Source organism: Bradyrhizobium genosp. P (assembly GCF_049949265.1).
Taxonomy (GTDB): domain Bacteria; phylum Pseudomonadota; class Alphaproteobacteria; order Rhizobiales; family Xanthobacteraceae; genus Bradyrhizobium.
Genome location: NZ_CP188195.1, coordinates 2909255 through 2920859, shown reverse-complemented (window position 1 = coordinate 2920859; position 11605 = coordinate 2909255). Strand labels below are relative to the sequence as shown.

At 58.4% G+C, this 11605-nt stretch carries 9 protein-coding genes and 2 pseudogenes; 6 read left to right on the top strand and 5 right to left on the bottom strand.

What is annotated here, in order from left to right; all coding sequences use genetic code 11:
- Positions 1 to 9: 9 nt before the first annotated feature.
- The 4 genes from icmH to tagH form a co-directional block, all read right to left on the bottom strand.
- A complete protein-coding gene (gene icmH, locus ACP2YO_RS14140; RefSeq protein ID WP_426441379.1) occupies positions 10 to 891 on the bottom strand; it encodes a type IVB secretion system protein IcmH/DotU in 882 nt (293 codons plus the stop codon).
- Between the two features lie 12 nt (positions 892 to 903).
- Complete coding sequence (gene tssK / locus ACP2YO_RS14135) at positions 904 to 2244, bottom strand: type VI secretion system baseplate subunit TssK (protein ID WP_426441378.1); 1341 nt, start codon at positions 2242 to 2244, stop codon at positions 904 to 906.
- Positions 2245 to 2318: 74 nt separating this feature from the next.
- The gene (tssJ, locus tag ACP2YO_RS14130; RefSeq protein WP_426441377.1) at positions 2319 to 2825 is read right to left on the bottom strand and encodes a type VI secretion system lipoprotein TssJ; all 507 of its coding nucleotides are present in this window, start codon (positions 2823 to 2825) and stop codon (positions 2319 to 2321) included.
- Positions 2825 to 4525, bottom strand: a complete 1701-nt coding sequence (tagH, locus tag ACP2YO_RS14125) for a type VI secretion system-associated FHA domain protein TagH (protein ID WP_426441376.1) — start codon at positions 4523 to 4525, stop codon at positions 2825 to 2827. The genes tssJ and tagH overlap by 1 nt, the downstream gene beginning before the upstream one ends.
- A 56-nt stretch (positions 4526 to 4581) precedes the next feature.
- Between tagH and ACP2YO_RS14120 the strand changes: the two genes are divergently transcribed.
- From ACP2YO_RS14120 to ACP2YO_RS14105, 4 genes and pseudogenes are all read left to right on the top strand, one after another.
- Positions 4582 to 4848, top strand: a complete 267-nt coding sequence (locus ACP2YO_RS14120) for a hypothetical protein (protein WP_426441375.1) — start codon at positions 4582 to 4584, stop codon at positions 4846 to 4848.
- Between the two features lie 648 nt (positions 4849 to 5496).
- A pseudogene (locus ACP2YO_RS14115) lies at positions 5497 to 6001 on the top strand (isocitrate lyase/phosphoenolpyruvate mutase family protein); the annotation flags it as partial.
- 527 nt (positions 6002 to 6528) lie between these two features.
- Positions 6529 to 7059: a hypothetical protein gene (locus ACP2YO_RS14110; RefSeq protein WP_426441374.1), complete on the top strand. Its 531-nt coding sequence runs from the start codon at positions 6529 to 6531 to the stop codon at positions 7057 to 7059.
- A gap of 113 nt (positions 7060 to 7172) precedes the next feature.
- Positions 7173 to 7542 (top strand): annotated as a pseudogene (locus ACP2YO_RS14105) (sugar phosphate nucleotidyltransferase); the annotation flags it as partial.
- 678 nt (positions 7543 to 8220) lie between these two features.
- Here the strand turns inward: ACP2YO_RS14105 and ACP2YO_RS14100 are convergent.
- Positions 8221 to 8496 (bottom strand): hypothetical protein, encoded by a 276-nt coding sequence (locus ACP2YO_RS14100; RefSeq protein WP_426441373.1) that lies wholly within the window; start codon positions 8494 to 8496, stop codon positions 8221 to 8223.
- A 245-nt stretch (positions 8497 to 8741) separates the two neighbouring features.
- Here ACP2YO_RS14100 and cysD point away from each other — a divergent pair, with 245 nt between their 5' ends.
- Both cysD and cysN read left to right on the top strand, forming a co-directional pair.
- Entirely contained in the window at positions 8742 to 9677 is a 936-nt protein-coding gene (gene cysD, locus ACP2YO_RS14095; RefSeq protein WP_426443185.1) for a sulfate adenylyltransferase subunit CysD, read from the top strand.
- Positions 9678 to 11582 carry a sulfate adenylyltransferase subunit CysN gene (cysN, locus tag ACP2YO_RS14090; protein WP_426441372.1) on the top strand — a complete coding sequence of 635 codons (1905 nt, stop codon included), beginning with the start codon at positions 9678 to 9680 and terminating at the stop codon, positions 11580 to 11582.
- The last annotated feature ends 23 nt before the right edge of the window (positions 11583 to 11605 follow it).

Sequence of the window (11605 nt, the reverse complement as noted above, 5' to 3'; positions counted from 1 at the left end):
GCACCTCTCCTACCGTGGCCGAGACTGGCCGATCACGACTAGCTGCCGCTCGGCCGGCGCGAGTTCGTCCGATAGGCGCCAATGGAAGAAACTGTAGCCGGTCAGCATAACAACCGCGGCGGCGACAAAGATGGTCCACAATGGCACGTAGCGACGGACGCCCGTACGTGCTTTGATGCCGCGCCATTGGCTCGATAGTTCGGCAGGTGGTGCGCTCGTATAGTCCCGCATCAGACGCTGAACGTCGGAACGCAGGTCTTCGAGCCGTTCGCGCCCCCCTTCCACCACGCGGTATTTGCCTTCGAACCCCATCAACAAGCAGATGTTGATGAGCTTAAGCAACGTGAGGTATTTGCCCGGCTTTACCTGGACGCGTTCGAGTATCTGGAAGACCTTCTCGCCACCCCAGGTCTCGTTATGGAATTGGTTGAGCAGGCTGTTGTCGCTCCAGGTACTTTCACTGCCCCAACGGGTGGTCATCACCGCCTCGTCCAGCAGCGCGCACATCACGTAACGGGCGACTGCTACATCGCTGCCGCCCGCTTGATCTTTGGCGGCACGCTCCTCGAAGCAACGGATTTGCTTGACAATCCCGCGACGCAGCACGCCGATATCGGCATTGTTGATCATGCGAAGCTGCGCGACGATCAAAAGGAGCGGCGTCGCGGCCGCGACCAAGGCGTCCTCCACCGCCTTTGGCTCGAAGAGACCCTGCACAACCATCTCGGAATGGTTGGCCGCCCATACGTCATCGGATTCAGATACAGGCGACGGCAGGTGAGGGCCGGTCGGCGCGGCCACGTTCGGTGGAACATAGCCGGAGGATCGCCAGCATTGAGTGTTGCGGGTCGGACCGACTGGCCTGCGTCCAATGACTGTTGGTTCATCCATGTGTCGAGCCCGTTACGCACGTTTCCCACGGATGGCCCAGAATTCGAGATGGAGATCCGAGTAGTCACCGCTGACGTGAAAAGCAAAGGCCGCCGAGCGCGGCAGGATACGCCACGGCTCCGCCGACTGGTCCAGCTCGAAATAGACGGCATTCTGGATGTAAGGCAATTCGCGCGGCGCCACGGCGAGCGTACGAATCGGAACACCGGGGAGCTGAAGATTGACGAGGTCCCGAATCTGCTCCACCGAGCCTACTTTCATCTGCGCCGGAAGCTGGTTGCGCAATGTCTCGGCCGGTACGCTTCCAACAGCGACGAGAACGAACCGAGAGTCCTGGAACAAGGTACGATCGGTGATCAGGCCGATCAGGATGCCGTAGCCTCGGTCCTGCAACGGAAGCGATATTGCGGCGCTCTGCAACACGACAGACAACAGCTTACGCAGGACATCAGCCAACGGCGTGAAGCAGCTCTCGAGATTCTCATGCCGATAGGGAGGCATCTCTTGCGGTTTGCGGCGGTCGCCGGCAAAACTCGACAGCTGCCCTGCAAGGCCGAGCAGTGCCCGAAAGAGGGTTTCAGGATGATGCCCACGTGTTGCTGCGAAATGGTCGAAGATCGCTTCAGCGCCATTCACGATCGACAAAGCGACAAGATCAATCAGTCCTGCTCCGTCTACCGACGCGCGTGAGGGATCCGCGCGCGCAGCAAGGGCTTCTGCGCGTGATCGCAACAGCGATCGGGCTTCGTTCAACAGCGCGATGAGCGGCTGGACTGCGTGAATGTCTATGGCCGGCGGAACGTAGGTGTCGGATAAAGTGATCGCGCCGGCCGGATCGACGTCACGGATCCGGCCAATAGGCAGCGTGATCAGATCACTTTGTTCCTCGCCGTCGAACATGAGGTGTGTTGTTAGCGACGCAACCCTGATATCGACTGGCGCCTTTTCCGGCGCGCTCGCATTCCGGACCTTAAAGACCTCCTGATCGTAGCGGCGCGCGAGTGCATCCCCAGAAGAAACGCCGCTGCTAACCGGCCGCCGTGTACCCACGGCGATCTTGACCAGCAGGTTTTCCGCAGCGGGCGGAGGGGTTCGTCCGATCGGAAGGCCGACATGCTCCGGCGCATGAAGGGCCGTACCGTCGGGCATCATGGCTTCAAGCTCGGTAAGGGCGACTTGGCCAAGCGGCAGAAGATTACGATCAAAGGCAATTCTTCGAATGCCCCAGCCATAGCCGACCAGACCAGCAACGCGGTTCTCGACCAGTTGCTCGATCCAGCGGTCATATTGCTGAAAGTGCTGCGGCCGCACCAACATGCCTTCGGACCAGATCGGTTTGCTTGTCGTAGACACTATTTCACGGGCCTCTTCGCTGACTTTCCAAAAGGTGCATCTGTCGGATGGCCGCTGCGATCACGACGGACCGGTCAGAAGATTTTCCACCACTTTCGGCTAGCCTCCTCCTCAATGCTGACGGCCTGCGCAGTCAGCTTTACCGAGATTTTGTTGTCACGATTCGGCTTGATTTCGGCGGTTGAGCGCCATTGCGCATCGTTGCCCGAGCGGAAGCCGGCGATCACGCCGACATTTCGAGTCTCGATCGGCGTGTCACGCTCGAAATCGACTGTGTCGCCTGGCGTCAGCTCGACCTCGCGCTTAGCCACCAGATCGGGCCCGAGGCGTTTGGCGTCATCGTCGAACAACTCAAAGAACTGCGCTTGCGTGAAACTGGTCGTTGACTTCAGCTCATAGATACGGATGACAACTGGAGAGGGGTTGCCGTGCGTGTTTGGATTGACGAGCTCATCGGCCTCGATCACGAACCTGATCGGCGTCGTCTTAGAGCTCTTGTCAGTCGAGCAACTGACTGCAGCGGCCGCCAGCAACGCACCGCCAATAACGGACAACCGCTGGACGTTGCTCGGCGGCGCCATTACGCCGTCTTCCCTTCATTCAGGGCAGGTGCGGTGAGTTGCATCTCGTAGCTTCGAGTAAACTCTTCTGCGATATAGGAGCGAGCAGTTCGATCAATGTCACTGACCATTGATGCGTGCAGTTCCACAAATCGGTCCCACAACCTGGCCTTGTTGACGCAGGCGCCGAAAAGACCGCGGTTTGCACCGTCGCTCTCGATACGCTGAGGACTCATATGCGTTAGCACATTGCTGACCGCCCCTCTCATTGCCGCCATGGCCGCAACCTCATGCGCCTTGATGTCGTCGAAGCCTGCACGTACCGACCGGGAGAGCAGCAGGAATCCGTGATCCTTTGCGAGCGCCTCGCGCAGGGCATGCCCGCTCTTCGCGAACTGCAATGCGTTGTCGTTTCCAGCGCGTGTCGGCGCCGGTCCGATCTGGCACTCATTCTTGACCATGGCCCACGCCGCCAGTATCGAATGCAGCCCGTTCGCCATCTCGGCGATCGCACGGCCGAGTTCGGCAAAGAACTCTCGACGCTGCGCTGGTGGCACAAGTTCCGGATTAAACCCGAGAGCATTCCAGAACGCCTGCAGTTCGTCTGCGTCGGATGGAGAGGCCGCAGGCAACGGCGAAGCCCCGCTCCTTGTCTCGCTGCTCATCTCGGGAGCGCCAACCGCGCGCGGCGCAGCAGCCTCCTTCAGGCTCGCCAACCGATCAAGCTCATCGGTTCGAGGGGACGACGTGCCAGGATCAGATAATCTCCCGAGATCGGTCGTCGGGGAAGGAGCAAGCCGCTTGCACGTGATCTGCAGCGCTTCGTCCGACTCATCAAGGCGCGCATCTGTCCGCTGCGGTAGCACCAATGGCATCCCGCACGAGACCGCTCCCGGCAACAGATCGCTAAGATCAAGATCTTCGGGAACAATTGGCACAGTAAAGCCATTCGACGGTCCGCCAACGCCATTCAAGGGTACTGAAGGCAGCGGCTGCGATGAACCGACAAATGGAGCGTCGACCGACGACAACGGACCCGATCCGATATTTTCCGATCGGGTGTGGGAGGACGGCATCGCAGTCGTGGCCACGCTCGACAGCCGCCGAGGAAGATCCGCCAGTGTCGGATCGACAGCGCCGACGCCGTTGCTGAGCGAGGACGCCGGATGAGGTGCGTGCGGCTCCCATTGGGCAGCTGAATAGGAGGACTGGCGCGGGCCAATCACCATTAGCGGATCGAGAGGAAGTTTGGCATCGCAGCCCAACTGTCCGGCGGTCGGAAGAGCTGCAGTTGGGGACTCCTGGGTGAGTGAAGGCGACGGCAACGTCCGCGTTGCACGGCCGAGGGGCACCGCTTTCGAGCCCGTCAAGCCGAGCTGTTGACGTTCCTCGACAGGATCGTTCTCGATCATCACTGAGATGATGTAATTCGCCATGTATAGTGTATCGCGATCGGCTAACGGCGCGGTATTGCCGTGTCCCAGTGGCGCGTCCACGGTGTTGATGTAGACGCCATTGGTGCTTGTATCGGTGATCGTGAAACCGGTGCCATTGAATGCGATCAGCGCGTGGTGTCCTGACAGCGTATTGGTTGGATCTGGAATCCGCCAGTTGCAGCCGCTCCCGCGTCCGACGGAGCCCCCATCCGGTCCAAACGCCTGTCTTGCGTTGCGGCCCATGGGCTCGGCGTTCTCTCCGAGGATTTCGAGTATGAGATGCATTCCACACCTTCAGGCTTGCTTGCCACCACAAGTTGGCATCCAAGCGCCCCATTGGAATGGCCGGTGGCGCAAGCATTGTTGCCCGCTCGGCCGCATTGGTGAGAGCCCAACGGCTGGCTCATGCGCCGATTGGGCTCGAACAAAAGGAAAATCTCTTCGTGCGCTCGACTGCATTTGAGGACGTGCCGACTTTCTCTCAGGAACAAGGCATGCGGGCTCAAGCAAAGGAGCGCATCGGTCGTCTTACGGATCTAGTGCGCTCAGCCAATCAATATTGCTTAATTTCAATAGCAACGGTCGTGCCAATGGCATCTTCAATTTAAGCCGTTGATTGGGCACGAGAAGGTGAGGTCGGCCAAATGACGGTGCGCGCTCTCAAGCCGACAGAGGTTCGTGCAGCTGTCAGACACCAGACAAAATCGACTTGGTCTAGCCCAGAGACGACGTTTTTTGGCTTCAGTCGGCCAATGCCGTCTGGCCTGACGAAATCGGCAGGCGCGACTTGCACCGCACCGAGACTGCTGGCGCGCTTCGTGCGGCCTCAAGACCGCGCGGAGGATTGCAAGGCCAACGATGCAAGGGATGAACCTGATCAGGGCATGGACCAGCATCCACGCGCGCGTTCTTCAACCGTCGTCACCAACGATCGTACATCCCGTGATTATTCGGGCCTAGCCACGATTACTGCAGATCTACAGCAAGGCGCAATAATTGTGCGCCCCGGTCGACTACCAATCCACGCAATTGATCTAGATGACAGAAACATGTCACCTCACAGATGACCGTTGCTCGGTCAACAGCACACGCAGGCACTCACCATGCACAACCAATCACAATCTGTTCTCGTCAAAGCGCCTGATCGATCCGCTGACTCCTCATCGTCACAAATGCTGCACACTCAGATCTGCTCCAGCAGCGAACTCTCCTTCCTCATGGAAGCGCATGACGAGAGGGGGCAATTGAAAGACCCTGGCGAGCGGCATCCCCTCGCCGATACCGGTGAATTCTCTGGCCGTACGGGCGGTGAAGGATACAGTCGCAGAAGACTTGGTCCTCGTGGCCCGGATCGAGGCGCTGATCGCCGGCCATGGAATGGACGAAGCAATTTCGCGTGCCCATGCTTACGCGGATGCGGATGCCGATGCGATCCTCATCCACTCGCGAAAGAGCACTGCGGACGAGGTCCTTTCGTTCGTACACGCCTGGCAGAACAGATTGCCCGTCGTGATCGTTCCAACGAAATGCTATCGAACACCGGTCTCGGCGTATGGTAAAGCCCGCGTCTCCACGGTGATCTGGGCCAACCATGCCATGCGAGCCGCAATGGCAGCAATGCGGCAGGTCTGCCATCGCAGCCTCACTGAGGAGACCACAGCCTGCATTGAGCCGAATATTGCGACGCTTGACGAGGTGTTCCAACTCTTCAGGTACGACGAACTCGCCCGTGCGGGAGCGCCTAATCTTCACCCCGCCTGAACCGACCGCTATGACGTCTCGTTCGCACTGCAACATACTCATTCTCGAAAGACCACCGCAATGCAACCTGCTGCCGCTCCAACAAACTCAACCGCACTTATCAGCGGCGTACAGGTGTTTACTCCTGAAAGTGGGCTTACGATCGATTGCCGCGACAGCTCTTACGCGACCGATCTGTCGATTGGCGCAATATTTCGGCCCGATCTCCCATCTCAACAATCATCCAGTCACCGACGAAGGCCCACAAGCTCATTCCTCTTTTGGAGAAACGCCAACGCGAACGATGATCCGTCTTTCCTGAGATGTGGGGTCTGTGTTTCAAGTAGCCCGTAAACTCCACATTGCAGTGGACAACCACAAGCGAGATCGTGGACCGGTTGGGAGCGCTTGTGCTGGGGCAACGGATAGTCCTTGTTCAAATCGTCGGGCACCGCTGTGGCGAGGACTGCTGCTAAGGCAGTTGCCACGAGTGGCAAGAATCATCGATCGGACTTCGCGAAAACTCGGGAGCTAGGCTAGCTTGTGCCATGGCGCGCGCGAGCACGATCGCCGCAAGGAATCAAACATGCCACAGCTGCACTGACCCGCTTGGTCTGACAGAGTTGCGCGCCTCCCTTGCTCGCAGGAATTCTGCCGAGACCGATCAACTCTGGTCGGCAGACGAAACGGCAGTGATGCGCGGCAATCCGACGATGGCTCCTTTGAATCCCGCGGGCGACGTGCTGATCCCCGCGCCCTGTTGGACAGCTATCCTGGGTCAAATTGTCGTAGCCGTCGGCAAGCCAGTCTTGATCGCAACTTGGCACATTGACTTTGTGCTGAGGAATCAATCACGGCACCACCTTGGTGACACGCGAGCGCGCAGGCTATCGACAGTTTCAGAGCTCGATGACCTGCAACGGTCCGCCAACGGATTGAGTACCGATGATGTCGCCAGCGCGCTGCTGATGCATGCCAATGTCGCAATAGTTTTCGGGTACATCTTTTCGCGTCCCGCCGGGGTCCGGCTCTCCTACGCAGCGATCTCGAATTGCTCGCACGAGCCCAGCGGCGCCTGACCGCAACTCTGTAAAAGCGGAACTAAATTCTTGGGGAAGTCGGAGCCGGCTTATCTAAATTCTTGAAGCTTAGCGTGAGGACGCGATTTTCAACAACCACGAGGCGGAATGAAATGACCGCCAGTGCCCCCAAGAGAGCCGTTATTCTCGCCGCGGGCTTCGGCTCCTGCTTGCGACCGCTGACCGATCTGCGGCCCAAGCCGCTGGTCGAGGTCAATGGAACGCCGATACTCCATATCGCTCTGCGAAATTTGGAAGCGTTCGGCGTGGAAAAAATTCACAATTGTGGTTGGCTACCGCAAGGACGCTATTCAGTATGCCTGCGGCAGCCGCTTTGGTGAGCTCGAAATCGATTATGTCGAATCGTCTGTCTTCGACCGCACCGGCAGCGCCTATTCCCTTTGGTTGGCGCGCGATGCGCTTCTTTCCGGAGACTGCTTCCTACTCGAAGGCGATGTCTTCTTCGAAGAGGATGCGTTGCGCATCTGATGGATGAGCCAAGCAACCGACGTGGCTGCCTCATGCACCCTTCTGGCACGCGAATTTGAAGATTGAGACCTGCCGGCCAGCCGATTGCGCAGGGCTGGCCGACTGCCTCATCAATCGACAATCGGCCTTGACGACCTGCGGCGTCTCAGTTCCAAATTCACCGGCGCGCTGAATATCCAGCGTTAAGTCGATCGGTAAAACCGATTGTTATGATCGAATGTATCCACGACATGGATACAAAGGCGGATCGCTATACGATTCCAGCCATAGATAGTCTGGTCTTGGCTAGAATGGACAGATGCGTCCCAAGGGCTCGCCCAAAGGCGTTGAGCTCGCTTGCGAGCCCTGACCCACTGAGGGCTAGATGGATCCGGCCGCATAAAAAAGGGCCGACCCTTTTGGGGCCGGCGAAGTTCAGTCTGGGAGGAGCGATGCTACAAGACATCGCACCAGCTTCCGTCGGCAGAAGGAGGGCTACCGGCGGTTCATTTACGGCGAGGGCATTCGCCGTTAACCTTGGCCACGAGCAGGCTGATATCCATGACGAACACAGCGTGCTGTCGCGGCTGACTGCTCTATAGAAAATGCGCTTCAGGCAATTCGGCCCAACACTTGCGCGTAGGCAAGTCGACAGCGGCGTCAATATTTCTTCACAAAGCCTTTTGCAAAACGTCAATTGAATGCCGTTCGCCGGATGACGTTCGTCGAAAAGCTGCGCGATGACAGGCGCGTCGAGAACCGACGACCGCTATCTGAGACGACGCTCACATGAATACGATGGAAACCGGCCTGATGGTCTATTTCTCCAACTGAGCGTTTGTTATCCGCCATTTCGTACAACTGGTAAAATCGATTGTTTCGATGGAGCACATCCAGAATTTGAATAGAGACAGCCGCTTCAGGTGTTGATCTTGATCTCCTCATCTCATAACCAATGGCTTCGAGCACTCAGGTCCATGCTTCGTTCCTGGTGCCAACTTTTCTACTTTTCCGTTCTCGATCCATCGGCGTGGCACGGAAACGAAAGCTACACGTAAGCAAGACACTTGATCTGGATGAGTTTCGAAAGCTCGCGCGGATAATCGGCGTGAATGCTGTTCAACGTTACGGACCCTGAGAGCGGCACCATGAGCTATGGCAAGTTAGATTATCGAAACGGCGACTTGCCGCGCGGGGAACCGCAGATGTTCAGAATGGACGCACAAAATATCACCAAACCACAGACGCGCACGCTGCCGCGCCATCTGCGGCGGCTGGAGGCCGAGTCCATCGAGATCATGCGCGAAGTCGTTGCCGAATTTAGTAAGCCCGTTATGCTCTATTCGATCGGCAAGGATTCGAGCGTCATGCTGCACTTGGCGCAGAAGGCTTTCTATCCGGCGAAGGTCCCGTTTCCGCTGCTGCATGTCGACACGACCTGGAAGTTTCGCGAGATGATCAGCTTTCGCGACGAGACGGCCCAGCGTCTCGGCATCAACCTGATCGTTCATGTGAACCAGGACGGGATCGAGCGCGGCATCAACCCGATAGATTCCGGATCGACGCTGCACACGCAGGTGATGAAGACAGACGCGCTCAAGCAGGCGCTCGACCTTTACGGCTTTGACGCGGCGTTCGGGGGCGCCCGGCGCGATGAGGAAAAAAGCAGGGCGAAGGAGCGCATCTTCTCCTTCCGTTCGCACGGACATGTCTGGGACCCGCGCAACCAGCGGCCGGAGCTGTGGAATCTCTTCAACACGCGCAGCCGAAAAGGCGAGACGATGCGCGTGTTTGCCATTTCGAATTGGACGGAACTCGATGTCTGGGAATACATCATGCTGGAGAACATTCCGGTCGTGCCGCTTTATTTCGCGCAAAAGCGGTGGGTGGTCCATCGCAATGGCGCTCTGATCATGGTGGATGACGAGCGCCTGCCCTTGGCTCCTGACGAGACGCCCGAGCTTAAGACGATGCGTTTCCGCACGCTTGGTTGCTATCCGCTGAGCGGCGCCATCGAGTCTGACGCCGCCACCATCAAGGACATCGTTGCGGAAATGCAGGTTGCGACACTCTCCGAGCGTCAGGGACGGCTGATCGATACCGATGAAGTGGCATCGATGGAGAAAAAGAAGCGGGAAGGCTACTTCTGAATGGATATTGATGCGCTGCGAGAGCTCACCTTCACCGGCAGCAAGGATCAGCTGCGCTTCATCACCTGCGGCTCGGTGGACGACGGAAAGTCGACGCTAATCGGCCGGTTTCTGCACGACAGCAAGGCGATCTATGAGGATCAGCTGCAGGCCCTTGCGCGCGACAGCGTCAAGCACGGCACAACCGGAGATGATATCGACTTTGCCCTGCTGGTCGATGGACTCGAGGCCGAACGCGAACAGGGCATCACCATCGATGTCGCCTATCGCTTCTTCACCACGCCGCGCCGATCGTTCATGGTGGCCGATACGCCCGGTCACGAACAATATACGCGTAACATGGCGACCGGCGCCTCCAACGCCCAGCTCGCGGTCATCTTGATCGATGCGCGCAAAGGCGTCCTGGTGCAGACCAAACGCCACTCCTACATTTGCTCGCTCTTGGGCATCCGGCACGTGATCGTGGCCCTGAACAAGATGGATCTGGTCGATTACCGCAAGGAAGTGTTTGATCGAATGGTGGACGACTATGTCGATTTCGCTTCGAACCTCGGCTTCACGTCGATCGCGGCTATCCCGATCTCCGCACGATACGGCGACAACATCATCAGCCTGTCCCGCAATACCGACTGGTATCGCGGCCCTTGCCTGTTGGACTATCTCGAAAATATCGACATCCAGTCCGAGACGGCCGGCTTGCCCTTCCGTTTCCCGGTACAATGGGTGAACCGGCCGAATTTGGATTTCCGCGGGTACGCTGGAACGGTGGTCTCCGGCAGCATTGTGGTCGGCGACGAAATCGTCGTTCCGACATCGGGACGCAATTCGCGCGTCAAGCAGATCGTGACGTACGATGGCGACCTTGTGCGCGCGGAAGCCGGCGATGCGGTGACCATTACGCTGACTGACGAGATCGACATCGGCCGCGGAGATATCATCGCTAAGCCGACGGAACGACCGGAGGTCGCTGATCAGTTTGCCGCCCACCTGATCTGGATGGACCAGGAGGACATGGTCCCGGGCCGGTCCTATGCCTTCCGGATCGGCACGCAATCGATTGCGTCCGGCAGCATCACCGCGATGAAATACCGGATCGACGTCAACACCGGCGCGCACGTGGCAGCCCGCACTTTGAGCCTCAATGAAATCGGCTTTTGCAATATTGCAACCGTACTGCCGGCAGCCTTCGATGCTTATGAAGCGAATCGACGCACCGGTTCCTTCATCGTGATCGACCGCGACACCAACCGGACCGTCGGCGCTGGCATGATCGCCTTCCCCTTGCGGCGTGCCGCCAACATAGCCCGGCAGCCGCACTCACTCGGCAAGAAGGAGCGCGCCGCTCTCAAGCACCAAAGACCGTGCATCATCTGGTTTACCGGGTTTTCCGGCGCGGGCAAATCGACCATCGCCAATCTCGTCGATCAGAAGCTGTTTGCGATGTCGTATCACACCATGCTCTTGGACGGCGACAATCTCAGGCACGGTCTCAATCAAGATCTTGGCTTCACCGAATCCGATCGGGTTGAAAACATCCGCCGCGCCGGCGAGGTTGCCAAACTGATGGTCGATAGCGGCTTGCTCGTGGTCTGCTCGTTCATCTCGCCCTACAAGGCCGAGCGAGACATGGTTCGCGATCTCGTGGCCGACGGCGAATTCATCGAGGTCTTTGTGGACACGCCGATCGGCGAATGCGTGCGGCGCGATCCGAAGGGGCTCTACGCCAAGGCGAAATCAGGCACGATCAAGAATTTTACCGGCATCGATGCGCCGTACGAGGCGCCGAGCGCGCCGGAGATCCATTTGACAACCCTGAACCAGCAGCCGGAACGCTTGGCCGATACGGTGCTAAACTGCCTGGCCACACGAGGGATCATCGTGCCGGCCAACCGGACGGAGAATTAGCCGGCTCGGCTGTCAGAGCTGTT

Excerpts from the sequence above, each read along its gene's own strand:
- icmH (WP_426441379.1), bottom strand. The coding sequence starts at position 891 with ATGGATGAACCAACAGTCATTGGACGCAGGCCAGTCGGTCCGACCCGC.
- tssJ (WP_426441377.1), bottom strand. The coding sequence starts at position 2,825 with ATGGCGCCGCCGAGCAACGTCCAGCGGTTGTCCGTTATTGGCGGTGCG.
- tagH (WP_426441376.1), bottom strand. The coding sequence starts at position 4,525 with ATGCATCTCATACTCGAAATCCTCGGAGAGAACGCCGAGCCCATGGGC.
- ACP2YO_RS14120 (WP_426441375.1), top strand. The coding sequence starts at position 4,582 with ATGGCCGGTGGCGCAAGCATTGTTGCCCGCTCGGCCGCATTGGTGAGA.
- ACP2YO_RS14110 (WP_426441374.1), top strand. The coding sequence starts at position 6,529 with ATGGCGCGCGCGAGCACGATCGCCGCAAGGAATCAAACATGCCACAGC.
- cysD (WP_426443185.1), top strand. The coding sequence starts at position 8,742 with ATGGACGCACAAAATATCACCAAACCACAGACGCGCACGCTGCCGCGC.
- cysN (WP_426441372.1), top strand. The coding sequence starts at position 9,678 with ATGGATATTGATGCGCTGCGAGAGCTCACCTTCACCGGCAGCAAGGAT.